This is a genomic window from Chitinophaga sp. HK235, from assembly GCF_018255755.1.
GTDB lineage: Bacteria > Bacteroidota > Bacteroidia > Chitinophagales > Chitinophagaceae > Chitinophaga.
Map to the genome: position 1 here is coordinate 4,967,217 of NZ_CP073766.1, position 23,970 is coordinate 4,991,186.

The window sequence follows — 23,970 nt, forward strand, 5'->3', positions numbered from 1 at the left end:
CCTCGGTCAAACTTTTTACAGTCAAAGCCCTTACCTGTTCGTGCCACACATAATCGTAATACATTTATTGCCTATAACTTTGCAAAAGCGTTATTAAAATATTGCACTTACTATGAATGAGAAGTTTATATCCCGCTTGCGGGAAGAACTGGAGGAAATCAACAATGCCGGTCTGTATAAGAGAGAACGTATCATTACGTCTGAGCAGGGAGCAGAAATACAGGTTGGCGGTAAGACTGTCGTGAATTTCTGCGCCAATAACTACCTGGGGCTGTCTTCCCACCCAACTGTGGTAAAAGCTGCCAAAGAAGCCATCGACACCCATGGTTATGGTATGAGTAGTGTTCGCTTTATCTGCGGTACTCAGGACATACACCGTGAGCTGGAGCTGAAAATCGCCAAATTCCTGGGCACAGAAGACACCATCCTGTATGTGGCCGCTTTTGATGCCAACGGTGGCGTATTTGAGCCTCTGTTCGGTGAACAGGACGCCATTATCTCCGACGCCCTGAACCATGCTTCCATTATCGACGGGGTACGTTTGTGTAAAGCACAACGCTTCCGTTACGAACATAACAACATGGCCGACCTGGAAGCCAAACTGCAGGAAGCCAAAGACTGCCGCAGCCGTATCATCGTTACCGACGGCTCCTTCAGCATGGACGGAACCATCGCCCAGCTGGACAAGATCTGTGAACTGGCCGATAAATATGACGCTATCGTTATGACCGACGAAAGCCATTCTTCCGGTTTCCTCGGCAAAACCGGCCGTGGTACCCACGAATACCGCAATGTAATGGGCCGGGTAGACATCATTACCGGTACCCTCGGTAAAGCCCTGGGCGGTGCTTCCGGAGGTTTCACCAGCGGCCGCAAAGAGGTGATCGACCTCCTGCGTCAGCGCAGCCGTCCGTATCTGTTCTCCAACTCTGTGGCACCCAGCATCGTAGGTGCTTCCATCGCCGTACTGGATATGCTGAGCGAAACCACCACCCTGCGCGACAAACTGGAGTACAACACCAAATATTTCCGTACCAAAATGACGGAAGCCGGCTTCGATATCAAACCCGGTGACCACCCTATCGTACCGGTAATGCTGTACGACGCCGTGCTGAGCCAACAGATGGCGGAAAAACTGCTGGAAGAAGGGATCTACGTGATCGGCTTCTTCTTCCCGGTAGTTCCAAAAGGACAAGCCCGTATCCGCGTTCAGCTCAGCGCTGCCCACGAACAGGCTCACCTCGACAAAGCCATCGCCGCATTTACCAAAGTAGGCAAGGAACTGGGCGTGATCAAATAATCACAACCCATTGAAAATAAAGCGTCAAGCCGTTTCTATAGCCCCCAGGACTGAAGCCCTGGGCTATAAGAAACGGCTTGACGCTTTTCAGGAGACAATTCTCTAATCGTAACTTTTCTTCCCTACTTTTGCACCTGATTATTTACCAAATCTCATTATACTGATGAAACGACTCGGCTGGATGGTATTAGCGTTGGGGCTTCTGATGACGGCCTGCGCACCGAATAATGTTAAGGAAGAAAAAAGCTGGGAAAAATATTTTACCCAGTACAAGGTGGAAGGCACCTTCATGTTATTCAACAATGCCCAGGGAACATTTAAAGTGTATAACCTGGACAGGGCCAAGGAACGTTTCCTGCCAGCATCCACCTTCAAGATCTTTAACTCCCTCGTAGGCCTGCAAACCGGTGTGATCTCCGATACCGGCATGGTTATTCCCTGGGATGGCGTTATACATCCCTCCGACCCGGAATGGAACAAAGACCTGAGCATGCAGGAGGCCTTTAAAGTATCGTCTGTCCCTTACTTCCAGGAGGTGGCCCGCCGTATCGGCAAAACCAATATGCAGTTATGGCTCGATTCCGTAAAATACGGTAATATGAAAATCAGTCGTATCGATACCTTCTGGTTGGATAATTCCCTGCAGATCTCCTCTGATGAAGAACTGGGATTTGTGAAAAAACTGTACTTCGATCAGCTGCCTTTTGCCAAAACCAACATGAAAGCAGTACGCGACGTGATGCTCATGGAAAAAACGCAGAAGTATGAACTGTCCTACAAAACCGGCTGGGGTACTGTAGGGCCTAAACAGATTGGCTGGATCGTAGGCTGGATAGAAGAAAACAGACATCCCAGCTTCTTTGTGCTCAATCTGGAGAGCGAAGACCCGAAATTTGATATGACCAAAGCACGGATGGATATTCTCCGGAATATTCTTACAGATGCCGGTTATTTTAAAGGAGAAATGTAACCAACGAAAGGTTCCTATATAGCAGGAAAGGCGCAAAAGGAGCGAAAATTTTCGCTTTCTTTTGCGCCTTTCCTGCTTTTAAGCCCATCTCTGCGTTAAAAAAAACCTAAACCCCTATCCCCGCTCTTGTAATACGTAACAAAAAAATTATTTTTGAGATCTTGCCCTGGGCAAGCGATCTTAAAATTGTATATGTTACGTTTTCAGCATAGTGAATATTTATGGGCGCTGACTTTATTGCTGGTACTGCAGCTGGCCTTCCTGGGCGTGTCCTGGTGGAAGCGCCGCTCCATACGCCGCATGGGTGATCCTGCCCTGGTAGAGAAACTGTTTACCGGCTACTCGCGCAAACTGTTTGTGTTTAAATTCCTGCTCATTTTCCTGGCTTTCTTCTTTGGTGTGCTGGGACTGGCCAATCTGCAGAAAGGCAGCCGTATGGAAAAAATCACCCGTAAGGGAGTGGACGTCGTGATCGCCCTCGACGTGAGTAAAAGTATGATGGCCACGGATATCCAGCCCGACAGGCTTACCCGTGCCAAACAACTGATCAGCAAGTTGATGGACAAACTCGACAACGACCGTATCGGCCTGGTTGTATTTGCCGGCAACGCTTACCTGCAAATGCCACTCACCATCGACTACTCCGCTGCCAAAATGTATCTCAGCACCGTATCCCCCGATATGATCCCTACACAGGGCACCGCCATCGGACAGGCTATCCAGGTAAGCGACGATGCATTCAACAAAAAAGAAAGGAAACACAAAGCGCTGATCATCATCTCCGATGGAGAAGACCATGATGAAACAGCCCTGCAGAAAACCAAAACAGCTTTTGATAACGGCGTAGTAACCAACACCATCGGTATCGGATCTGTAGCCGGTTCCCCGCTCCCCGATCCGGAAACAGGCGGCTACAAAAAAGACCGGGAAGGCAATACTGTTATCTCCAAACTCAATGAAGGTGAACTGAAAGGGATCGCTGCCGCCGGAAAAGGCATTTATCAGCACCTGGACAATAATACCGACGATGTAGTGAATTCGCTGGTAAATAAGATCGACAGCATGGAACAGAAAGAGTTCGGTGAAAACGTATTTACAGATTATAACAGCTATTTTCAATATTTCCTGGGCCTGTGCCTGGTGCTGCTGCTGATCGAGTTTTTTATTCCTGAAGTACGCCGCCAACGCGTACCCGCAGAAACAGCCACCGCTTAATTTATACAACGGATCATGAAAATTACTTTTATAAAACAAACCTGTTTCATCATAGCCATTATGCTCAGCGGCTTCTCGGCCTTTGCGCAGAATGGCACCAACAAGTTTATCCGTAAAGGCAATGAACTGTATCAGAAACAGCTGTTCAGCGATGCAGAAGCCAACTATAAAAAAGCGCTCGAACAAAACGCTCAATCTGCAGTAGGTAGCTATAACCTGGGCAACTCCCTGTATCAGCAAAAACGATATGATGATGCGCGTACCCAATACGCCAACAGTCTCAAAACGGCCGATAACAACCACATCAAATCAGATGCTGACTATAATATCGGCAATACCTTCATGGAAGCAAAAAAGTGGGAAGAAAGCATCAAGTCTTACAAGCAGGCGCTGAAAATAAACCCTTCCGATGAAGACGCCCGCTACAACCTGGCTTATGCCCAGTCTATGCTGAAGAAACAGCAGGACAACAAAGACAAGAAGGATAACAAGGACAAAAACAAAGACAAGAATAAAGATAAAAACAAGGATAAGCAGGATAAAGACAAAGACAAGGATAAAAACAAGGACGAGAAAAACAAGGATCAGAATAAAGACCAGAACAAAGATCAAAACAAAGACAAGAATAAAGATAAAGACCAGCAGGAGCAACAAAAACCCGAACCACAGCCCAGCAAGCTGAATAAACAGGAAGCAGAACGTTTATTGCAGGCACTGTCCCAGGAAGAAAAGAAACTGCAGGACAAAGCCAAAAAGATAAAAGGTCAGCCTGTTCCGGTAGAAAAAGACTGGTAAAACGCCTCTACACAACAAAATGGTTAGAATCCGGTAGTGCCGTTGGTGCTGCCGGATTTTTTTATGGAAACAAAAAAACCGGAACAGGAATATTCCGGCCATTTTACCTAAACCTACAACAGTTACGCATGGTAACAGTACCTTGCGACTGTAATAAAGTAAGGAGGAGATGCCTGCATCCGGACTGGTTACTCTTTACCTGTTTCTCCAGCCTTAACATTCATTTATTCATCTTTTGTTATCAGCAAGCATCCCCCCACACTTTAAAACACACATATTTTAAACAGCATGATGCTGCATCACATTTTTCTGTGGCTTTGCTGGCATAGACCATCACTTTTCGGGAAGACAGGTGCTGGCCGGGGAGCAATTCTCTTTTTACAGCACAGTATTTTTTGTGGGCAACCTCAGCATGATTTTCTTTTTTTTAGCATCCAATAAGTACACAAAGCTAAGCAGCAGGTATCCAACCTGCTAGGACAATTAAGCTATTAACTTGGACTATTTGAACATCATGTCCCGAAAATCCTGAGGAGAGATGCCGGCATTATTTTTAAAGAAGCGGCTAAAGTAGGCAGGGTCTTCAAATCCGAGCTCGTAGCAGATCTCTTTCACGCTTTTATGGCTAAAAGCAAGGTTACGCTTGGCTTCCAGCACAATACGGTCGTGCAGCAGCTCTGTTACCGTGCGTCCAGTAGTTTCCTTGGTGATCTCATTGAGCCTTTTAGGCGTGAGGGCAAAAGCATTGGCATAAAAAGCTACCTGATGTTCTCTTTGATAATGTTTCTCCAGCAGGCGGCGCAGTTGTACTACCCTGGCATCGTGGTGATCAGGCCCCATGGCTTCTGTGGCATTCCGCTTTTTTTCTCTTTCTGCGAGCAATAAAAAAGCATTGAGATAGTGTTTGATGATGCTGCGGCTGTTGGTCCCTGGAACCCGCTGTTCCCTGCTCATCAGTTCTACCAGGCCCATCAGGGACGGGATGGTATTTTCTCCGATGGAGATCGGTCCGTAGCCATGCCAGTTATCAAAAAGATTGGAAAAGTCGTACAGGGTTTCCTTATCGTGTTTGTTGGCAAAATAAAAGCGCTCTGAAAAAAACAGGCAGTAGCCCTCTCCTTCACATTCCAGCTGGTGAACCTGTCCGGGGCGGAGCAGGAACAGCATGTTATCTTCCAGTTCATACCACACAAAATCCACCATATGACGGCCACAGCCCCTGGTAAACCACAGGACCTGGAAGGTGTGATGCCGATGAGGTTGATTAGTGAGGTCTGTCACATACGTCCCCAGCGGTGAGATGTTGAACTGTGTTTTCAGCGGTCCATCCTGATAAGGGATGTCCAGGCCTTTATTGATAAACATATGTGTTTCAAAATTAACGGATTACTCTTCTTAACCGTCCACCGTTCGTGGAATTTAATGTAGCTTTAAGACAGGCGGCAATTGCCACCCAGGTTTATTAACTTTGCACCTGCAGAAAACAAACACGTATGCAGCTTTATTGCAACTCATTAACAGAATACAAGCGACTGGCCACACTGGAAGTAAAAGTAGGTGACCTGCTCATCGGCAATTTCAACCCTATCCGTATCCAGACAATGACCACAACAGACACCATGGACACAGCAGCCACTGTGGCTCAGTCTATCCGGTGTATCGAAGCAGGGGCTGAACTGGTGCGTATCACCGCTCCCAGCAAGAAAGAAGCCGAAAATCTGTTACATATCAAAAATGAGCTCCGTCGCCAGGGATACCATACCCCCCTGGTAGCAGATATACATTTTACCCCCAATGCCGCGGAAATAGCCGCCCGTATTGTGGAAAAAGTAAGGATCAATCCCGGCAACTACATCGATAAAAAGAAATTCGAAACACTCGAATATACTGATGCAGAATACCTGGAAGAAATAGACCGTATACGGGAACGTTTCACCCCGCTGGTAAACATCTGTAAGGAATATGGTACCGCCATGCGTATTGGCACCAACCATGGTTCCCTGAGTGATCGTATTATGAGCCGTTACGGAGATACTCCCATGGGCATGGTAGAAAGTGCCATGGAATTTCTGCGTATCGCAGAAGATCTTCATTACCGGAATATCGTGCTGAGCATGAAAGCCAGCAACCCTCAGGTAATGGTACAGGCTTACCGGTTGCTGGTACAAACCATGCAGCAGGAACTGGGGCATTGTTATCCGCTGCACCTGGGCGTTACAGAAGCCGGCGATGGAGAAGACGGCCGTATCAAATCCGCCATCGGGATAGGCACCCTCCTGGAAGATGGTGTGGGCGATACCATCCGTGTGTCGCTGACAGAAGATCCGGAATTTGAGCTGCCCGTATGCCGCGATATTGTTAAACGGTATACCAACAGACAACCGGAACAACCAGCTTCTTCCAGTCCGATTGGTACCCTTCCCTATTCCCCTTACGCCTACAAACGCCGGGAGAGCAGTGCAGCTGACAATATCGGCGACAAACAGGTGCCGGTAGTAGTAGCAGACTATCAGGGAAATACCCACCTCCAACCATCAGACCTTAACGCTATCGGCTATACGTACGATGAACCATCCGATAAATGGAACATCGCTGATGCCGCTGCTGACTATATCTATTGCGGTGCGCAGACGCCATCTTTTGCCCTGCCGGGAACTCTTCAGGTAGTGGTAGATGCTACCCACTGGCAAACACTGGCAGACAAACAGGCTGCTGTGCCGTATTTTGATGCCAGCACTTATCTGGACGCCATCGCCGCCGGACAGACCGCTCAAAAGAACTTTGTGGCTGTTGCCTGCAACAACCTCGACACGACAGCCGTGAACGCCCTGCTGACACAGCTGCAGCATCCGGACATCGCCCGAGCTACCGTCCTGACACCCTATGCTACCGGGCACAACGCCATGGCCAGCATCAGAAGGTTCTTTATCCTGCTGGCAGAAAACCAGCTGACAGTGCCGGTGATCATTCACAGCATCAGCCAGCATGCAACTGCCGATGAGCACCTGATCCATCATGCCACCGAGGCCGGCGCCCTGCTGCTCGACGGCTTTGGAGATGGCCTCTGGCTGAGCAACCATGGTCCTGCCCAACAGGCTACACTCAATAATATCGCTTTTGGTATTCTGCAGGCGACCCGTACCCGTATCTCCAAAACAGAATATATTTCCTGTCCTTCCTGTGGCCGCACCTTGTTTGACCTGCAGGAAACTACCGCCCGCATCAGAGCGGTGACCCATCACCTGAAAGGTGTTAAAATAGCCATCATGGGCTGCATCGTAAACGGTCCGGGAGAAATGGCAGATGCTGATTTCGGTTATGTAGGCAGCGGAGTAGGAAAAATCACGCTCTACAGAGGAAAAGAGATTGTAAAACGTGGCCTCAACAGTGATGTGGCCGTTGACGAACTCATCAATCTTATCCGTGAAAATGGCATGTGGGTAGAAAAGAATTAATTATTAAATATTGCTTAAAATGAGGGGGTAAAATGTTTTATCCTCAATAAAAAAGCTTAATTTTTGGTAAAACATCTCTTATGAAAAAGTTCCTCACAGGTGTTCTGGCAATGTTTATGGGCTTAACCGTAGCAATGGCGCAGGCTCCTGCCACCACCACCCAAAAAGAAGCTAAATCCAAAGCTAAAACGGAAGAAAAGGCAGCAAAGAAAGAAGTTGCCAAGAAAGGCAAAGAAGCAAAAGCAGCTACCAAAGAAGCAGCTAAGCCAGCTCCAGCTGCCAAAGAAGCTGCAAAACCAGCCGCTTCCGCACCTGTAGCGAAAACAGAGCATGTTACCAAAAGCGGTACTCCTGACAAACGTTTTAAGGAAAACAAAGGTGCTACCACTACTCCTTCAGAAGGACCTAAAAAGAAAGACGGTACTCCTGACATGCGTTACAAATCCAATAATACAAACGCAGGAAAGAAAAAATCCTGATTTATAACAGCTAATTAGAATAAGGATTAAACCTTCAGTGGTTTAATCCTTATTTTTTTACCTTTAGCGGGATAACACGTTATCTGCCCAACAAACCAACCATGGCCCTCTAAAAAACAGTACTTTTATTGCATGTTCGATTTCAGACTCAGGGTATTCCATACCGTAGCCAAAAGGCTCAGCTTCACCAAAGCAGCAGAAGAATTGTATATCTCCCAACCAGCTGTTACCAAACATATCCATGAACTGGAACAACAGTTGGGCATGGCCCTGTTTGAAAGGATAGGCAACCGCATCAAACTCACCCGCGCCGGACAGCTTGTCCTCCATCATGCAGAGATCATCTTCACCGACTACCGCAATCTGGAATACGAAATCAACCAGTTAAAACATACACAGGGCGGCCTGCTGGCCATCGGCGCCAGCACTACCATCGCACAATACCTGATACCACCGCTGCTGGCCAAATTCAACCAGCGGTACCCGGATGTAAAAACATCGTTGAGCACCGGCAATACCGAACAGATTGAACAGGCACTCTTTGAAAAGAGCATTCTGCTGGGTATCATCGAAGGCAGCTCCAAAAACCCATTGCTGAAATACGTAGAGTTTGCCCGTGATGAAATAGTGCTGATCGGCAACCCCAAACATCAATACGGCAGTGGAGAACCGCTTACTCCCAATGAACTCAGAACAATCCCTTTACTGATGCGGGAACATGGCTCCGGTACCCTGGAAGTAATCACCGATGAACTGAAACGATTAAAACTGAAGATCACAGACCTGAATGTGGCCATGTACATGGGTAGTACCGAAAGTATCAAGTCTTACCTGCATCATTCTTCCTGTGCGGCATTTATATCACTGCAGGCAGTACAAAGAGAAGTGGAAGCCGGCGAATTTGTAGTACTGCCGGTAAAGAACTTCAGGGTTATCCGTAAACTGCATTTTACTTATCTCCAGGGGTTACAAGACAAGCTGGCACAGCTTTTCATCAAATTCGCCAAACAACATATAACCGAATAGTTTTTCACTATTGTGTGTCTTTGCGTAGTGCGGTAAAATCCTTCTTCAGCAACTGCCAGCGAATCATATTGTCATGAATGCCTGTTTGCTGCATTCCCAGGCGTTGCAATACTTTTCCGGAAGCGATATTACTGATATCGCACTCTGCTTCAATCCTTTTCACAGCAGGTTGCTGAAAAGCCCAGTCAATCAATGCAGTAGTGGCTTCCAGCATATATCCCTGGTTACGGTGATCCGGGAGCAGGGAATAACCTATTTCCACCATTCCATTTTCATCGGGGCGTCCTTTGAATCCGATATCTCCCAGTATTGTTTTGCCGGTAGCAGAGACGATCACCCAAAGCAGCCAGGGAAAAGACTTGGGATCATGCTGCAGTAATTTTATGAGATGTGGCAGTAATTCTTTCAGTTCAGCCTGCGGCCAATCCGGAGGTATCTCCGTATTGAGTGTAGCAGCGGCTTGCGGGTCCTGCAGATAGATCGCAGTGATTAGTGGCAGGCGGCAAGGACATATTAATAAGCGGTCTGTGGTAAGGGGTAACATATAAGGATGGTTTTAGAAAGGGCAGCTACCGATGGGGCTGCAGGATGGCCAGGTCCAGTTCTTCCCCTGATTTAAGGGCATGTATCTGCAGGCGCTCCTGGTCTTGTGTCAGCTCTTTCAGCCGCTGTGGAGTACCGGTCAGGGTGGGCATAGTACCATAATGGCAAGGGATTACATGTTTTACTTTCAGCAGCCGGATAGCAAAAGCTGCTTCCAGGGGGCCCATCGTATAGCGGTCACCGATAGGAAGGATAGCGACGTCTGGTTCGTAGATTTCACCCAGTAATGCCATATCACTGAAAACGGAGGTATCTCCGGAATAATAAACAGATACATCATCGCTCATCCAGATGATAAAACCGTTGGCAGCATGTGTATAGCCGATTTTACCATCGGGCTGGTATACCTGTGCAAAATGGAAGGCGTTGGTCATCGTCACCTTTGTATGCAGGATAGATACGGTACCGCCGGCATTCATCTGTTCAAATACATGCTCCGGAACACCCTGTTCCTGTAAGAAAAGCCGGACGATGGGGTTAGCGATCACTTTGGGGGAATGTGTACGGATCAGCTCAATGATTTTAGTATCGAGGTGATCACGGTGGCCATGGGTGATCAGGATCAGGTCTATTTTTTCCGGGAGGGTATAACCTTCCGGCAGGGCCGGATTACCAGTAAACCAGGGATCTATTAAGATCGTATGATCTTCCGGTGTTGTTAATTGAAAGCTGGCGTGTCCCAGAAATTTGATTTTGGAGTTTTGCGTGCTCATATTCATCCGGTTTTTTACCTTATCTAAATATACTATTTCTTCCAAGACACCGGTAAGGAAAAAAAAATCCTGCCCCGGAATAACCAAGGCAGGACGGTTTTGTATAAACGGGTAAAATTATCTCCGTTGCAGGCTGTAGATGATAGCAGCAGATTTGCCTTCGAAGTTTACGTTTGCTCTCCAGGTCATTGCGCTACCGGCTTCTGTTATTTCCATCAGATAACCGCTGGTTACGTTTTTAGCTTTGGTACCGCTGTACAGTTTTTTGAACCCGAACATGGTCACATTTCCCTGTTTGGTCAGCGTCCATACTATGTTCTGGGTAACCGGGCTGCAACCTTCGGCAGTAGAAGATAATGTATAGGAACCATTTGCATTATTGTCTGGTAATACCCATTGGCTACCGATAAAGCATTTGGCATTAGCCTCATCAAAAACGGTTACTTTGGCATTGTCGGGGATACCTTCATAACGGATGTTCGTCAGTACCCAGTTGCCTTTTACAGCGCCTTTGTTAATATTGGTGGTAACACCCTGTTTAGGGGAACAGGCAGTACCGAGGATTGCGACCAGTGCCAGAAACAATGCTGCTAATGATAAATTTTTCATGGATTAATGAATTTGTGATTAAAGCCTCTTTGCATTCAAACAGCTGTATTCAAATAAGGTTTAGCTGCCGGAATACCGTGGCAAGTTCAGCATTTACAAGAAACGTACCAAATGAATACCTGAGTGGTCAGTGGCCGGCAGGGGGTAATAGCTCTTCAGCAGGGGTTTTAAGTTTTATCAGGACTTGTTCCAGCTGAGAGGTTCTTTTGTACAGATACCAGGTGCTGGCGGCCAGTGACATAGTGAGTACGCAGAGGGCGAGGAAGGCGCAGCGCCACCAGATGCTGACGGAGATTTGCCGGTTCCATCCGGGTTTGATATTGATATAAACAGGATCAGCGGGTGGAGGATTGTGTTGATGTCTGTTGTAATAGGATTCGTGATGTTTATAACGTCTGGCCTGTTCCATCACGTCATCTTTCAGGTAAGCGGGAGGTAAAACAGCTTCTGCCAGGATCTGTTTTTCGATCCGCAGCTCTGCTTCCGCTATTTCCTGTTCCAGCATGGGATGTAATCTTCTCATATACATTAGTTCCCTCTCCTGCTCAGGTGTGGCAAGGCCGAGTAAATAACGCTCAATTACTCCACTGTCTATATAGTTTTTTAAGTCCAAAGCACTGATTTAAAAAACCGCATACCATCAAGAGACATGATTGATAAACACAATATTTACGAACCGGAATGGCTGGTTGGATTGTAAAAATGAGAAAATAATTTAAATTAACGATTGGCAGACAGGAATATTATATATAAAAAATATTTTCTTTTTGCTGATGTATAAAAGTGGTAACAGCAGCGCGTTCCTGTTCTTTTTCCTTTTCCTGCCGATATTTCAGGTAATAGAAGATGGCAAAGAAGAGGAAGATTTTGGAGAGAATGAAAATGATGATGAAAAAGATTTTCCACCAGCGGTGTACGGAGATATGACTACCGTCTTTGGGCTGGATATTGATAAAAGTATAGTTGGAAGACTGTGAATCGGCTCCTGCGCCGGCATATTCCCAGCGGACTTTTTGCAGTACCCGTTCCCGTGTTGCCACAGGGGGCAGGACAGCTTCATCAAAACAGGCTTTTTCCAGGCGCCGTTCCACCAGTTCAACTTCGGTGTCCAGCTCCGGGAACAGCTTTCTCATGTGTTCCAGTTCTTCCACCTCTGTTTCAGAGGCAAGTCCAAGAACATAAGATTCGATGATGCCGCTTTCTATGTAAAATTTTAGTTCCAATTGTCTTTTAAAAATTTTCTGAAGGCTTTCATTGCTTCCCCCAGTATTTCATTTACCTGCCCTTCCGGCATTGCCAGCATACGGGCTATTGTCGTGATAGATAATCCTTTAAAATAACTAAGCCGGAACACCTGTTGTTCCAAAGCTGGCAGTATGATATAGAACTGCTGCAAAATACCTTCTTCTTTCCTCATCAGCTCTGTACCCGTGAGCGCCGTTTCCGGAATGGCCTCCTTAATGGCCAGTTCCCTTGTTTTACGCAGTAACCAGGCAAATAAAGTGCGGTAACCTGATGAATGGAATGCGTTAATATGCTGGAACGCCCAGGCAAAAACCTTTATGATTACATCGTTGGCCCTATCTTTTATAGGCACCAGCTGCAGCACAACTCCATACAGTGCGCCGGCGTAACGATCATAAAGTAGCTCTTTTGCTGCAGGATCCCCTGACACCAGCCTTTCAATAAGCATTTGCTCACTTATATGTGTCAGATCTCTCCTCAAACAGTTGTGCTACCTATTTAAGTTTGCTAATATAAGCAATCTGTTGATTGCTTTCTGCTGCAATTTATTCACATTAAAAGCTGAATTGGACAATCTTTACAAAGCCATCTTGTAGAGCCAGTATTGTTGTCCGAGTATCGGTGGCAGTTCCCGAATCAGGGAGAAGCCCAGCTGATCGTACATTCTTCGGGCACCTGGCATCATGGTGCTGGTGTGCAGTCCCAGGACCTTTTCACCGGAGTTCCGTGCCTGTTCTATCGCCATTTCCATCAACCGCCGGCCTATGCCCATCCGCCGGAAGGCAGGGTCTACTCCCAACCGCCGGATATGGGCCCAGTCTGCCGGATAAATGGAGGTGGCCATACCGGATGGTACCAGAAAAACAACTCCTACCAGCTGGTCACCAGACCGACAAACCAATGTAGCCGAACCCTTCATCAACGCGGTCAGATTTTCCATGTCTGACTGGTTTTTATGCATGGTATTCCAATGGGCAGGCTCCAGCACGGCAGCAAATTCACCGTAGCTTAAAAGAGAGAGGTCGCGTATCGCCGCAGCATCTGCTGGCGTGGCCATTTCATAAAAAAGGGTATCCATGTTGCTGAGTTTCCTGATGTTTGTTTATCCAACAAATAAGGACGGCTGGTTGTTGGATTAATACAGCGTGTATTAAAAGTACAAAACATGATATAACTCATACATGATTTAACTCATAAATATTCATTTCAACGCACGATAAATTTGTTCAAAACAACGAAGGAATGTCATACACTACTATCGAGAATGCCGTGCAACTTATTCAGTCTGGTCAAACCGTGTTTATCCACACCGCTGCAGCCACTCCCCGGGAACTTGTGAAAGCCATGTCTGCCCGCAGCCATGAGCTGCAACAGGTAAGGCTTGTGAGCATTCATACCGAATGGGATGCCCCCTATGCGAGTCCTGAGCATGCCCATGCCTTTCACACTGATACTTTTTTTGTTGGCAAGAACATCCGCAAGGCTGTCAATGAAGGAAGGGCCCACTATATCCCCATGTTTCTCAGTGAAATACCGCGATATTTCCGGACCCATGAACCCGGCATTGATGTGGCACTGATTACGGTATCCTCTCCCGATAAAAACGGGTATTGTACACTGGGGGTTTCCTGTGATGTATCTAAAGCAGCCATTGATGTAGCAAAAGTTATTATTGCAGAAGTGAATCCAAATATGCCAAGGGTGCTGGGTGATGGAGTAATCCATATTTCCCGCATCACGGCAGCGGTAGATGTGAACTATCCCATCTATACGCAAACCATACACCCGCCAAGTGATGTAGAACGCTCCATCGGCAAACATGTAGCTTCGCTGATAGAAGATCGGGCTACCCTGCAGATGGGTATCGGTGGCATCCCTAATGCAGTGCTGCAATGCCTTTCCGGTCATAAAGACCTGGGCATCCATACGGAGATGTTCTCCGATGGTATCATAGACCTGGTAGAGCGGGGTGTTATTACCAACAGATATAAAACTATTCATCCGGGATTGCTGGTATCAAGCTTCGCCATGGGCAGCCGGAGGCTATATGATTTCATGGACAACAACCTGATCATCCGGCTGATGGACGTGGAATATGTGAACAATCCGACTACCATCCGTAAGAACCCCAAAGTGACTGCAATCAATAGTGCGATAGAAATTGATATTTTCGGACAGGTATGTGCTGACTCTATCGGGTTCCGTCAGTACAGTGGTGTTGGCGGTCAGATGGATTTCATGCGTGGAGCAGCCCTCTCCGCCGGAGGGAAGCCTATTATTGCCATTCCGGCCGCTACCTCAAAAGGTATTTCCCGTATCGTCTCAAGACTGCAGCCCGGTGCCAGCGTTGTCACCACCCGTGCCCATGTGCACTATGTAGTGACCGAGTACGGCATCGCCCATCTGCTGGGCAAAAATCTGAAACAACGTGCGCAAGCATTGATCAATATAGCCCATCCGGATCACCGGGAACAGTTGCAGAAAGACGCTTTTGAAATATTTAAAGTGTTTTAGGAAACCATGATTAAAATGATGGCCTATGAAAAGGTTTTTGTGTGGGATATACATTTTTCTCAGTACGCTGACCATCGCACAGGCACAGATCACTCAGAATGCCACCAGACTGCTGCGCGTGCATGAAGATGACGACTTCTTCAGTTTTTGGGGCCGGGGAACAGACAGGGCATATTCAAACGGTACTGGTTTCGGCTATGTGTATATGAAGAGGAAAAAATCCACCTTTATCGATAAATGGATATTTCCTACAGCTGGCCCCAATTCAATCAATGTGTTTGAATGGGACGGGATGCAACTGATGTTCACACCCGATGATCTGTCTGATAGCCATTTCATTCCGGGGGACTTCTATTATTCGGCAGCCGTCGTGGCTACACATGGCCTGACCTCCTACAATCCTGTCAAAAAGTACCGGATACATTCCGAGCTTGTGTTTGGAATAATGGGCCCCTGGGCACTGGGAGAACAAGCCCAGATCTTTGTCCACAACCTGCTCGGTGATCAGCCTCCTCGGGGATGGGCTAACCAGCTCCCTAACGCTCCACTGCTCAACTACAATATTTCCTATGAAAGAATGTTATGGAATCCACGCCCGAGTCTGGAAGTAATCGGAGGGTTTTCTGCCAGGGCCGGTACCATGGTTGATGCAGTAAGCACCTGGGGGTATGCCCGGTTCGGGCTTATCAATCCCTATTTCGGCGACCCGGACCTCCATACCGCCACCCGCAGAAAGTTTCAGATTTACCTGATGGCCAGACCCCAGTTCTCTATCACCGCATACAACGCCTTGCTACAGGGCGGTCTCTTCAGATCTTCAGATGCAGATTTCGAAGAACACAGAAAACTCCAGACTTCCCATATGAACCCCTTCATAATTGGCATGGACTATGGCTTTGCCATAGGAATAGGACGCACCACTATCAGCTATACCCAGCAAACTTCCAGCCCCTGGATGAGCACCACCCGCAAACACTCTTTTGGCAATATCACTTTGTTAATTCCCATCTCCAAAGCAACACATTTCCCATAATCGTATTAACTTCCAGTAAAAGAAAATTATCATGAACCTCCGTCTTTTTTTTCCTGCAGCGCTCACCATTCTGATAGCCTCCTGCGGAGGACCTTCCCAAAAAAACACTATCCCGGTTGCCGTTACTAACGACACCGCTATCAATGTACAGGCAGATGCATCCAGCAGCCTTGATGTACAGCCACTCAACGGCTATTTTGTAAAAAACAATATCAAGGTAAAAGACAGTCTTACCTACTGGCTGATTGACAATCCCGCTACCTTCGACAGTATTTTCGGCATGGCCCAAACCATGAACAACAAAATTGACCGTCCAGACTTCGGTACTCAGATGGTGGTGGCAGTTACCATGCCGGCTACTTTCTACGGCACACAGATACAACTGTCTTCTGCTACCGCAGATGACCTGACCAACAATGCAGAGATGCACTTTGTGGCCAGTTCCCAGGCACAAAAGGGATCTTCCAGCATTGTTCCGCTCTGGCTGGGCAGTATTCCTAAAACCGGGAAAAGCGTTATTAAAGTGTATACCGGCGATCAGCTCGCCACTACATTTAAAGCGAAAGAATAAAAGGGTTATTTTCCAAAGCGGTCTTCCACTACCCGGAGCCTGTAGGCAAAAATATTCTCCAGCTGGCGTCTGACAAACAGTGCATGGGCCAGGCGCCCCAGCCATCCCAATGGGAGGCGGTAGTGTACTGTATCCTGCATCTGCACCCCTCCCGGCACTTCGACAAAATGATGTTCATGGTGCCAGAGGCGGTAAGGACCTACCCGCTGTTCATCTACAAAATAATCATGCTGCTGCACATGGGTAATTTCCGTTACCCATTCCAGCGGAATACGGGCTACCGGGCATACGGTATAGGAGATGATCTGACCGGCATAAACCCGTCCTTCATAAGGGGGTGATGTAACCCGGAACCGCATATAGGCAGGGGTGATCCTTTCCAGGTTGTTGGGGTTGGAAAAGAAGTCCCACACCGCTTCCAGCGGAGCCGGTATAAACTGGGTCTGTTGCAGCAGATAAACACTAGGCATAAGGTAAAGATAAGAAATGGTGCCTGCCGTGCCGGGATAATACGGGGTAATATCAGGAGAATCAGCGCCATCATGTGAATCACAGTTACCAAAAGAAAAACAAAGCTTTCAGCCGTTTTCGTAAGTTTGCAGCATTATTTTTAATCCGACCGGTAATATGTATCGATATATCAGGAGCTGGGCATTCTGGCTGATTTCTTTAATGATCGCTATTTCACTGACCCGTTGTGCCAACATAGTGCCTCCTGGTGGGGGACCACGTGACAGTATTCCTCCCAGGCTGATGGCTGTAAATCCTCCCGACTCCTCCCTGCACTTCAAAAACAAAAAGGTATATTTTGTATTTGATGAGTTTGTGGAGCTGGATAATGTGAATGATAAACTCATCGTATCTCCTACCCTGAAACGCACGCCTATCGTAACAGCCAAGTTGCGTACGGTGACCCTGGAGCTCAGGGATACGTTGCAGGCCAACACTACCTACACCTTCAATTTTGCCGATGCGATCCGCGATATCAACGAGCGGAATATGATTGCTGAGTTCCAGTACGTAGTGTCTACCGGCAATTACCTGGACAGCCTTCAGATAAAAGGACATCTTATCGAGGCCGAAACCGGCCGGCCAGACAGTAACGTGGCCGTGATGTTGTACCGCAACCTGGAAGACTCCATCGTATCAAAGGAAAAGCCGGTGTATTATGCCAAAACAAAGAGCGATGGCTCCTTCTGGTTCAAAAACCTGGCTCCCGGTACCTATAAGATCTTCGCCCTGAAAGAAGAAGACCGTGATCTTCAATATAATCAGCCTTCAGAGATGATCGCTTTTATAGAAAAGCCGATCGTGATCCAGACACAGAACCTCTCTGATGTAAACCTGCTGCTGTTCATGGAGCGCGATAGCACCATCAAACAAGCACCCGAGCCGTTAGACTCACTGGACCTGGAGCTGGAACAAGAGAAGGAGAAAGAGAAAGAAAAGGAAAAAAAGAAGAAAACGCCCAAACTGCAGGCTGCCCCTGCGCTGGATGGAGGTCTGCAGGAACTGCCGGCACCTCTGCAGCTGACATTTAACCTGCCCCTGCGGTCGCTGGACAGCTCCAGAATGATACTGGGAGAAGATAGTGCCTATACACCGGTGACCTTCCACAGCAGTATGGACTCTACCCATACCAAACTTTCTGTGCATTATCCCTGGAAAGAAGGCTTACCATATCGCCTGATTATCCCGAAGGATGCAGCCACCGATACTACAGGGCAACAGTTTGTCAAAGCAGATACTATCAGCTTCAAGTCGAAAAAAGCCAGTGACTACGCTATTTTCGGGGTTACCCTCAAAATCAGCGACAGCACCAGGAATGCTATCAATGACGACTCCATGCATTATGTAATACAGCTGGTGCAGGATAAAACCATCAAGTATTCCGGGACTGTGGTGAATGGCACCTGGCTTCAGAAGTTTATCACGCCTGGCGAATATGAGGTACGGGTACTGCTGGATGCCAACAACAATGGCAAATGGGACCGGGGACAATATTACAAGGAGCCTAAGCGGCAACCTGAACGGGTGATCCTGGTACCAGGCAAGCAGAACCTGAAGGCATACTGGACGCTAAAACCAACGATAGAAATATAATTTAAATAGCTGCACGGGCCAGCTCATGCAGCTGGTACCGTGCCAATATTCCTAACTTTGCAACATGGTATTTTCCTCCGCGCTGATTGAAAATGCAGTTAATGAATTCGCCAAGCTGCCGGGCATCGGTAAAAAAACAGCCCTGCGCCTGGTACTGCACCTGTTGAAACAGGAGACAGTACAGGTACAGCAGTTTGGGGAGGCGATCGCCCGTATGCGGCAACAGATCCGGTTTTGCAAGGTATGTCATAATGTTTCCGATGAGGAAATATGTGGCATCTGCAACAGCCATTCCCGGCAGCGGCACGTAGTATGCCTGGTGGAAAGTATCCGTGATGTAATGGCGATTGAAAATACCCAGCAGTTTAATGGCCTGTATCATGTACTGGGCGGTATTATCTCCCCTATTGACGGCATTGGTCCGGAACAGCTGAATATCCAGTCACTGGTGGAAAGAGTACAGCACCAGGGGGTGGAAGAGGTGATCATGGCGCTCAGCCCTACTATTGAAGGAGACACTACCATTTATTTCCTCTCTAAAAAACTGAAGGATTTTCCGGTGAAGATTACCACGATAGCCCGTGGTATTGCTTTTGGCGGAGAGCTGGAATATGCCGATGAGATGACGCTGGCCAGATCTATCTCTAACAGGCTGCCTTTAGACAGTTATGTCAAACAATAGAATTTATTCATTTATTTATTTATTCATTGGTCAATATCTAAATTTCAAATTAAACAAATAACCAAATCCTTAAATAAAATACGGGCGTTGAATAACGCCCGTCTTCGTTTAACCTGTAATTCCACGTTATGAAAAAGGTTAGGGTACGTTTTTTTCAGGCGTACCCTGAAATATAGTATGATTGGTTTCTGATTGTTTCTGTCGCTCCTGCCAACGTTGCATTTCATGCTGATTCAGGAAGGATATCCTGAAAACTGTCGGCTCACTCCCATCATTCACTTCCGGAACTGGTTGCAGTCCCAGACCAGCCAGGTGTTTCCTGAGCGCATGGATATGTTCTGCTATCGTCATGACGAAAAAACTTTGTTTAGTTGTAATAAAAACCGGGAAGAACTTTTAATGATAGACTTTTTCTGCCTTAACAGCAGCACCCCGAAGGACAACAGGCATAGGGTTGGCGGGGCGCCATGGCCGGGTTCAACATCATATTCAGGTCTCTTTGTTGCATGGTGTTTTCTATTACCCTACAAATATAGTAGACTTTATAGACTTCCACCAAATAAAAATTTCAATATAGACAAAATCTATACAAAACACATACAATATAACATGATGATTAAAGATTAGGGCAACCAGGCCAGGACCGACAAATAAGCGTTTTAAGATATTAAAATAGCTTATCTTTACGGGATATTACGGGGGTGGATTTGTTTATTGTTCGACCCCGTTACAACCTAAAACAGCAACTAATAAACATCTTACAAACATGAAATCTTTACAAGACTGCGCTAATGAGCGTGTGCTCATCATTGACGGTGCCATGGGCACCATGATCCAGCGGTACAAACTCCAGGAAGAAGACTACAGAGGCACCCGTTTTGCCAATTACCACAGTGATCTCAAAGGCAACAACGACCTGCTTAATCTCACCCAGCCACAGATCATAGAAGCCATTCACAAGGAATACCTCGAAGCAGGAGCTGATATTATTGAAACCAATACTTTCAGCAGTACTTCCATTGCCATGGCTGATTATGACATGCAGGCGCTGGCCTATGAGCTGAACGTGGCTGCCGCCAGCATCGCTAAAAAAGCTGCGACTGAATATACTGCCAAAAATCCTGACAAACCCCGGTTTGTAGCTGGTGCCATTGGCCCGTTAAACAAAACCCTGTCGCTCTCTCCGGATGTGAACAATCCAGGCTTCCGTTCCGTTACCTTTGACGAAGTGGCCGAAGCCTACGAAGAACAGATCAGGGGCCTGAGTGATGGTGGTGTAGACGTTCTGCTTATCGAAACCATCTTCGATACGCTCAACTGTAAAGCAGCCATCTATGCTATTAAAAAGTATTTCCGGGAATCCGGCAAGCCGGAACTGCCGATCATGATCTCCGGTACCATTACGGATGCCTCCGGCAGAACCCTGAGCGGTCAGACACTGGAAGCTTTCTATATCTCCGTGATGCATGCCAACCCCTTCTCTATAGGCCTCAACTGCGCCCTCGGCGGACAACAGATGCGCCCGTATGTAGAGGAACTGTCCAACATAGCCAGCTGTTATGTTAGCTGTTACCCCAACGCCGGCCTGCCTAACGCCTTCGGTGAATATGATGAAGAGCCGGAAGATACCGCCTGCATTATTGAAGACTTCGCCTCCTCCGGCTTTGTGAATATTGTAGGAGGTTGCTGTGGTACTACACCAGACCACATCCGCCATATTGCCGAACACGTAAAACACATCCAGCCCCGTCGCAAGCCGGAACTGATGGACTCCCTGGCATAAACGGACACACAGGTTTTCATGTAAACACGAGTATTTGCAACCATGAGCGCTACAAGTATACCCTCCAATACGACTAACGAAGTAATGATCACAGACACCGATATCGCCCCTTCACGGGTAATCAGGCCTTTTATGCGCTTAAGCGGTCTCGAACCGCTGGTGGTAAGGCCCGAAACCAATTTTATCAACGTTGGTGAACGTACCAACGTTACCGGTTCCAAAAAATTTGCCCGGCTGATACGGGAAGGGCTTTATGAAGAAGCATTATCTGTAGCCCGCCAGCAGGTGGAAAACGGCGCCCAGATCCTGGACGTGAACATGGACGACGCCCTGCTCGACGGGGAAGCCGCCATGTCAACCTTCCTTAAGTTACTGGCCGCAGAACCAGATATCTCCCGTATTCCCATCATGATCGACTCCAGTAAGTTCAGTGTTATTGAAGCCGGCCTGAAGTGCGTACAGGGTAAATGTGTGGTCAACTCCATCAGCCTCAAGGAAGGAGAAGCCAAATTCATTGAGCAGGCCCATATCTGTAAAAGCTATGGTGCCGCCGTGGTAGTAATGGCCTTCGATGAACATGGCCAGGCCGACACCGAAGAAAAAAGGGTCAGCTTCAGCCACAGAGCCTATAAAATACTGACAGAAGTAGTAGGCTATGATCCGCAGGACATCATCTTCGATCCCAATATCTTCGCTATCGCTACCGGTATCGAAGAACACAATAACTACGCAGTAGAGTTTATCAACGCTACCCGCCGTATCAAGGAACTGATGCCACTGGCAAAAATAAGTGGTGGTGTCAGCAACGTTTCCTTCTCTTTCCGTGGCAACGAAACCGTGCGGGAAGCCATGCACTCCGTGTTCCTCTACCATGCCATCCAAGCTGGTATGGACATGGGTATCGTTAATGCTGGTATGCTGCAGATATATGATGACATAGAACCACAACTGCGCGAGCTTTGTGAGGACGCCATACTAAACAGAAGAGAAGATGCTACCGAAAGACTGATCCAGTTTGCCGACACTGTAAAGTCCAAAGGCAAAGTGGTAGAGAAGGATGAAACCTGGCGCCAGGGCTCTGTGGAAGAAAGACTGAGCCACGCACTGGTAAATGGTATCACCGATTATATTGAAGCCGATACAGAAGAAGCCCGTCAGAAATATCCTCGTCCGCTGGACGTGATAGAAGGACCGCTGATGGACGGCATGAATGTGGTAGGTGATCTGTTTGGCAGTGGTAAAATGTTCCTGCCGCAGGTAGTGAAAAGTGCCCGTGTAATGAAAAAATCCGTAGCCGTTCTCACTCCTTTTATCGAAGAAGAGAAGCTGCGCAACCAGGCTATCAATGGCGGAGAAATCAAGTCTGCCGGCAGAATTCTGCTGGCCACTGTAAAAGGGGATGTACACGATATCGGTAAGAACATCGTTGGTGTAGTACTGGCCTGTAACGGATATGAAATCATTGACCTGGGTGTAATGGTACCTGCGGAAAAAATTCTGCAGACTGCCCGCCAGGAAAAAGTAGATATCATCGGCCTCAGCGGCCTGATCACCCCCAGCCTGGACGAAATGGTGCATGTAGCCCGTGAGCTGAAAAGGCAGGACTTCGATATTCCGCTGATCATCGGCGGAGCCACTACCTCCCGTACCCATACCGCGGTGAAGATCGCACAGGAGTATGCACATGGAGTAGTACACGTACTCGATGCTTCCCGCAGTGTGACCGTAACCGGCAGTCTGCTCAACAAGGCCCTGAAAAAAGATTTCCTGGCTACCATACAGGAAGAGTATACAAAGCTGAACGAGTCTTTCAGAAACAAAAAACCCGTTAAGCAGTACCTCCCATTTGCAGTAGCACAGCAAAATAAAGCAGCTATCAACTGGGACGCTTTCACTCCGGTGAAGCCCCGGTTTACCGGCATCAAAACCTTCGAAAACTACGATCTCGCAGAGATCGCCCAATACATTGACTGGCAGCCGTTCTTCATCGCCTGGGAACTGCATGGTAAATTCCCGCAGATCCTGACCGACGAAGTAGTGGGCCAGGAAGCCAGCCGGCTTTACAAAGATGCCCGCGAACTGCTGGACCAGGTGATCCGCGAAAAATGGCTGGGTGCCAATGCTGTCATCGGCATTTATCCCGCCAACAGCGTTGCCCCCGACACCATCCAGGTGTCACCGGAGCAGGCGGACATAACACCGGTAAAACTGGAGTTCCTGCGGCAGCAGATCAAAAAAGCGCCCGGACAACCCAACCAATCCCTTGCCGATTACATTGCCCCCGCATCTACCGGTAAAACAGACTATATCGGCGGATTCGCCGTTACAGCGGGCATCGGCATCGAAAAATGGCTGGAAAAATTCAAAGAAGAACACGACGATTATAACAGCATTATGCTGAAAGCGCTGGCAGACAGGCTGGCAGAAGCTTTTACAGAATTGATGCACGAGCGCGTACGTAAAGAGTTCTGGGGATATGCCAGCGAGGAACACCTGAGCAATGAAGCCCTGATCCGGGAAGAATACGCCGGTATCAGACCAGCACCAGGCTACCCTGCCTGTCCGGAGCATACAGAGAAATACAAGCTGTTTGACCTCCTGGATGCCACCAAAAACACCGGCATCACCCTGACAGAATCGCTGGCTATGTATCCTGCCGCCAGCGTAAGTGGATGGTATTTTGCCAACCCTGAGGCAAAATATTTCGGCCTCGGTAAAATTGAAAAAGACCAGGTGACCGACTACGCCGGCCGTAAAGGCTGGAGCATAGAGGAAGCAGAGAAGTGGCTGCGTCCCAACCTGGAATATGACATATAATTAATCAATTGCAGATAACACATTATGGACTTGGGCGAAGAGCAGATCTTCGCCCAA

The 23,970-nt window shown here is 47.6% G+C and carries 24 protein-coding genes; 14 read left to right on the plus strand and 10 right to left on the minus strand.

The genetic code is table 11. From position 1 onward, the window contains the following. Positions 1 to 112 precede the first annotated feature (112 nt). The 4 genes from kbl (at position 113) to KD145_RS18445 (ending at position 4,280) form a co-directional block, all read left to right on the plus strand. Positions 113 to 1,300, plus strand: a complete 1,188-nt coding sequence (gene kbl / locus KD145_RS18430) for a glycine C-acetyltransferase (RefSeq protein WP_212000612.1) — start codon at positions 113 to 115, stop codon at positions 1,298 to 1,300. A gap of 163 nt (positions 1,301 to 1,463) precedes the next feature. Further along, the gene (gene blaOXA / locus KD145_RS18435) at positions 1,464 to 2,270 is read left to right on the plus strand and encodes a class D beta-lactamase (protein WP_212000614.1); all 807 of its coding nucleotides are present in this window, start codon (positions 1,464 to 1,466) and stop codon (positions 2,268 to 2,270) included. Positions 2,271 to 2,462: 192 nt separating this feature from the next. Beyond that, positions 2,463 to 3,485, plus strand: coding sequence for a VWA domain-containing protein (locus tag KD145_RS18440; protein ID WP_113616248.1), 1,023 nt, complete (start codon positions 2,463 to 2,465; stop codon positions 3,483 to 3,485). Between the two features lie 15 nt (positions 3,486 to 3,500). Next, complete coding sequence (locus tag KD145_RS18445) at positions 3,501 to 4,280, plus strand: tetratricopeptide repeat protein (protein WP_212000617.1); 780 nt, start codon at positions 3,501 to 3,503, stop codon at positions 4,278 to 4,280. Between the two features lie 501 nt (positions 4,281 to 4,781). Here the strand turns inward: KD145_RS18445 and KD145_RS18450 are convergent. Then, positions 4,782 to 5,645 carry a helix-turn-helix domain-containing protein gene (locus tag KD145_RS18450; RefSeq protein WP_212000619.1) on the minus strand — a complete coding sequence of 288 codons (864 nt, stop codon included), beginning with the start codon at positions 5,643 to 5,645 and terminating at the stop codon, positions 4,782 to 4,784. Between the two features lie 128 nt (positions 5,646 to 5,773). Between KD145_RS18450 and ispG the strand changes: the two genes are divergently transcribed. The 3 genes from ispG (at position 5,774) to KD145_RS18465 (ending at position 9,240) form a co-directional block, all read left to right on the plus strand. Further along, positions 5,774 to 7,735: a (E)-4-hydroxy-3-methylbut-2-enyl-diphosphate synthase gene (gene ispG / locus KD145_RS18455; RefSeq protein ID WP_212000622.1), complete on the plus strand. Its 1,962-nt coding sequence runs from the start codon at positions 5,774 to 5,776 to the stop codon at positions 7,733 to 7,735. A gap of 80 nt (positions 7,736 to 7,815) precedes the next feature. Beyond that, positions 7,816 to 8,214 (plus strand): hypothetical protein, encoded by a 399-nt coding sequence (locus KD145_RS18460; protein ID WP_212000624.1) that lies wholly within the window; start codon positions 7,816 to 7,818, stop codon positions 8,212 to 8,214. A 132-nt stretch (positions 8,215 to 8,346) separates the two neighbouring features. Continuing rightward, positions 8,347 to 9,240 carry a LysR substrate-binding domain-containing protein gene (locus tag KD145_RS18465; RefSeq protein ID WP_212000626.1) on the plus strand — a complete coding sequence of 298 codons (894 nt, stop codon included), beginning with the start codon at positions 8,347 to 8,349 and terminating at the stop codon, positions 9,238 to 9,240. A gap of 7 nt (positions 9,241 to 9,247) precedes the next feature. On the opposite strand, the gene KD145_RS18470 is transcribed toward KD145_RS18465, so the two are convergent. The 7 genes from KD145_RS18470 to KD145_RS18500 form a co-directional block, all read right to left on the minus strand. Beyond that, complete coding sequence (locus KD145_RS18470) at positions 9,248 to 9,784, minus strand: GNAT family N-acetyltransferase (RefSeq protein WP_212000629.1); 537 nt, start codon at positions 9,782 to 9,784, stop codon at positions 9,248 to 9,250. 25 nt (positions 9,785 to 9,809) lie between these two features. Then, positions 9,810 to 10,556, minus strand: coding sequence for a metal-dependent hydrolase (locus KD145_RS18475; protein WP_212000630.1), 747 nt, complete (start codon positions 10,554 to 10,556; stop codon positions 9,810 to 9,812). Between the two features lie 117 nt (positions 10,557 to 10,673). Continuing rightward, positions 10,674 to 11,165 carry a lipocalin family protein gene (locus tag KD145_RS18480; protein WP_212000632.1) on the minus strand — a complete coding sequence of 164 codons (492 nt, stop codon included), beginning with the start codon at positions 11,163 to 11,165 and terminating at the stop codon, positions 10,674 to 10,676. Positions 11,166 to 11,292: 127 nt separating this feature from the next. Then, positions 11,293 to 11,778, minus strand: coding sequence for a hypothetical protein (locus KD145_RS18485; protein ID WP_212000635.1), 486 nt, complete (start codon positions 11,776 to 11,778; stop codon positions 11,293 to 11,295). A gap of 130 nt (positions 11,779 to 11,908) precedes the next feature. Beyond that, on the minus strand, positions 11,909 to 12,388 hold the full coding sequence (locus tag KD145_RS18490) for a hypothetical protein (RefSeq protein ID WP_212000637.1): 480 nt from the start codon (positions 12,386 to 12,388) through the stop codon (positions 11,909 to 11,911). After that, the gene (locus KD145_RS18495; protein ID WP_212000645.1) at positions 12,379 to 12,858 is read right to left on the minus strand and encodes an RNA polymerase sigma factor; all 480 of its coding nucleotides are present in this window, start codon (positions 12,856 to 12,858) and stop codon (positions 12,379 to 12,381) included. The genes KD145_RS18490 and KD145_RS18495 overlap by 10 nt, the downstream gene beginning before the upstream one ends. 129 nt (positions 12,859 to 12,987) lie before the next feature. Then, positions 12,988 to 13,488, minus strand: a complete 501-nt coding sequence (locus KD145_RS18500; protein ID WP_212000647.1) for a GNAT family N-acetyltransferase — start codon at positions 13,486 to 13,488, stop codon at positions 12,988 to 12,990. Between the two features lie 164 nt (positions 13,489 to 13,652). On the opposite strand from KD145_RS18500, the gene KD145_RS18505 reads away from it, so the two are divergent. Genes KD145_RS18505 through KD145_RS18515 form a run of 3 tightly spaced genes read left to right on the plus strand, consistent with a single transcriptional unit; the run spans position 13,653 to position 16,528 of the window. Next, the gene (locus tag KD145_RS18505) at positions 13,653 to 14,924 is read left to right on the plus strand and encodes an acetyl-CoA hydrolase/transferase family protein (protein WP_212000649.1); all 1,272 of its coding nucleotides are present in this window, start codon (positions 13,653 to 13,655) and stop codon (positions 14,922 to 14,924) included. 25 nt (positions 14,925 to 14,949) lie between these two features. Continuing rightward, entirely contained in the window at positions 14,950 to 15,957 is a 1,008-nt protein-coding gene (locus tag KD145_RS18510) for a lipid A deacylase LpxR family protein (protein ID WP_212000651.1), read from the plus strand. Between the two features lie 31 nt (positions 15,958 to 15,988). Beyond that, positions 15,989 to 16,528, plus strand: coding sequence for a hypothetical protein (locus KD145_RS18515; protein ID WP_212000653.1), 540 nt, complete (start codon positions 15,989 to 15,991; stop codon positions 16,526 to 16,528). A gap of 5 nt (positions 16,529 to 16,533) precedes the next feature. Here the strand turns inward: KD145_RS18515 and KD145_RS18520 are convergent, their stop codons facing one another. Further along, the gene (locus tag KD145_RS18520) at positions 16,534 to 16,998 is read right to left on the minus strand and encodes an SRPBCC family protein (protein ID WP_212000655.1); all 465 of its coding nucleotides are present in this window, start codon (positions 16,996 to 16,998) and stop codon (positions 16,534 to 16,536) included. A gap of 157 nt (positions 16,999 to 17,155) precedes the next feature. Between KD145_RS18520 and KD145_RS18525 the strand changes: the two genes are divergently transcribed. Both KD145_RS18525 and recR read left to right on the plus strand, forming a co-directional pair. Further along, entirely contained in the window at positions 17,156 to 18,631 is a 1,476-nt protein-coding gene (locus KD145_RS18525) for an Ig-like domain-containing protein (protein ID WP_212000657.1), read from the plus strand. 64 nt (positions 18,632 to 18,695) lie between these two features. After that, the gene (gene recR, locus KD145_RS18530) at positions 18,696 to 19,313 is read left to right on the plus strand and encodes a recombination mediator RecR (protein ID WP_212000658.1); all 618 of its coding nucleotides are present in this window, start codon (positions 18,696 to 18,698) and stop codon (positions 19,311 to 19,313) included. Positions 19,314 to 19,451: 138 nt separating this feature from the next. On the opposite strand, the gene KD145_RS18535 is transcribed toward recR, so the two are convergent. Continuing rightward, positions 19,452 to 19,664, minus strand: a complete 213-nt coding sequence (locus KD145_RS18535) for a hypothetical protein (protein ID WP_212000659.1) — start codon at positions 19,662 to 19,664, stop codon at positions 19,452 to 19,454. 415 nt (positions 19,665 to 20,079) lie between these two features. On the opposite strand from KD145_RS18535, the gene KD145_RS18540 reads away from it, so the two are divergent. Together KD145_RS18540 and metH are read left to right on the plus strand one after the other, a co-directional pair. Then, positions 20,080 to 21,096 (plus strand): homocysteine S-methyltransferase family protein, encoded by a 1,017-nt coding sequence (locus KD145_RS18540; protein ID WP_212000660.1) that lies wholly within the window; start codon positions 20,080 to 20,082, stop codon positions 21,094 to 21,096. A gap of 42 nt (positions 21,097 to 21,138) precedes the next feature. Further along, positions 21,139 to 23,913, plus strand: coding sequence for a methionine synthase (metH, locus tag KD145_RS18545; RefSeq protein WP_308219026.1), 2,775 nt, complete (start codon positions 21,139 to 21,141; stop codon positions 23,911 to 23,913). Positions 23,914 to 23,970 lie beyond the last annotated feature (57 nt).

Excerpts from the sequence above, each read along its gene's own strand:
- kbl (WP_212000612.1), top strand. The coding sequence starts at position 113 with ATGAATGAGAAGTTTATATCCCGCTTGCGGGAAGAACTGGAGGAAATC.
- blaOXA (WP_212000614.1), top strand. The coding sequence starts at position 1,464 with ATGAAACGACTCGGCTGGATGGTATTAGCGTTGGGGCTTCTGATGACG.
- KD145_RS18440 (WP_113616248.1), top strand. The coding sequence starts at position 2,463 with ATGTTACGTTTTCAGCATAGTGAATATTTATGGGCGCTGACTTTATTG.
- KD145_RS18445 (WP_212000617.1), top strand. The coding sequence starts at position 3,501 with ATGAAAATTACTTTTATAAAACAAACCTGTTTCATCATAGCCATTATG.
- KD145_RS18450 (WP_212000619.1), bottom strand. The coding sequence starts at position 5,645 with ATGTTTATCAATAAAGGCCTGGACATCCCTTATCAGGATGGACCGCTG.
- ispG (WP_212000622.1), top strand. The coding sequence starts at position 5,774 with ATGCAGCTTTATTGCAACTCATTAACAGAATACAAGCGACTGGCCACA.
- KD145_RS18460 (WP_212000624.1), top strand. The coding sequence starts at position 7,816 with ATGAAAAAGTTCCTCACAGGTGTTCTGGCAATGTTTATGGGCTTAACC.
- KD145_RS18465 (WP_212000626.1), top strand. The coding sequence starts at position 8,347 with ATGTTCGATTTCAGACTCAGGGTATTCCATACCGTAGCCAAAAGGCTC.
- KD145_RS18470 (WP_212000629.1), bottom strand. The coding sequence starts at position 9,784 with ATGTTACCCCTTACCACAGACCGCTTATTAATATGTCCTTGCCGCCTG.
- KD145_RS18475 (WP_212000630.1), bottom strand. The coding sequence starts at position 10,556 with ATGAGCACGCAAAACTCCAAAATCAAATTTCTGGGACACGCCAGCTTT.
- KD145_RS18480 (WP_212000632.1), bottom strand. The coding sequence starts at position 11,165 with ATGAAAAATTTATCATTAGCAGCATTGTTTCTGGCACTGGTCGCAATC.
- KD145_RS18495 (WP_212000645.1), bottom strand. The coding sequence starts at position 12,858 with ATGCTTATTGAAAGGCTGGTGTCAGGGGATCCTGCAGCAAAAGAGCTA.
- KD145_RS18500 (WP_212000647.1), bottom strand. The coding sequence starts at position 13,488 with ATGGATACCCTTTTTTATGAAATGGCCACGCCAGCAGATGCTGCGGCG.
- KD145_RS18505 (WP_212000649.1), top strand. The coding sequence starts at position 13,653 with ATGTCATACACTACTATCGAGAATGCCGTGCAACTTATTCAGTCTGGT.
- KD145_RS18510 (WP_212000651.1), top strand. The coding sequence starts at position 14,950 with ATGAAAAGGTTTTTGTGTGGGATATACATTTTTCTCAGTACGCTGACC.
- KD145_RS18515 (WP_212000653.1), top strand. The coding sequence starts at position 15,989 with ATGAACCTCCGTCTTTTTTTTCCTGCAGCGCTCACCATTCTGATAGCC.
- KD145_RS18520 (WP_212000655.1), bottom strand. The coding sequence starts at position 16,998 with ATGCCTAGTGTTTATCTGCTGCAACAGACCCAGTTTATACCGGCTCCG.
- KD145_RS18525 (WP_212000657.1), top strand. The coding sequence starts at position 17,156 with ATGTATCGATATATCAGGAGCTGGGCATTCTGGCTGATTTCTTTAATG.
- recR (WP_212000658.1), top strand. The coding sequence starts at position 18,696 with ATGGTATTTTCCTCCGCGCTGATTGAAAATGCAGTTAATGAATTCGCC.
- KD145_RS18535 (WP_212000659.1), bottom strand. The coding sequence starts at position 19,664 with ATGACGATAGCAGAACATATCCATGCGCTCAGGAAACACCTGGCTGGT.
- KD145_RS18540 (WP_212000660.1), top strand. The coding sequence starts at position 20,080 with ATGAAATCTTTACAAGACTGCGCTAATGAGCGTGTGCTCATCATTGAC.
- metH (WP_308219026.1), top strand. The coding sequence starts at position 21,139 with ATGAGCGCTACAAGTATACCCTCCAATACGACTAACGAAGTAATGATC.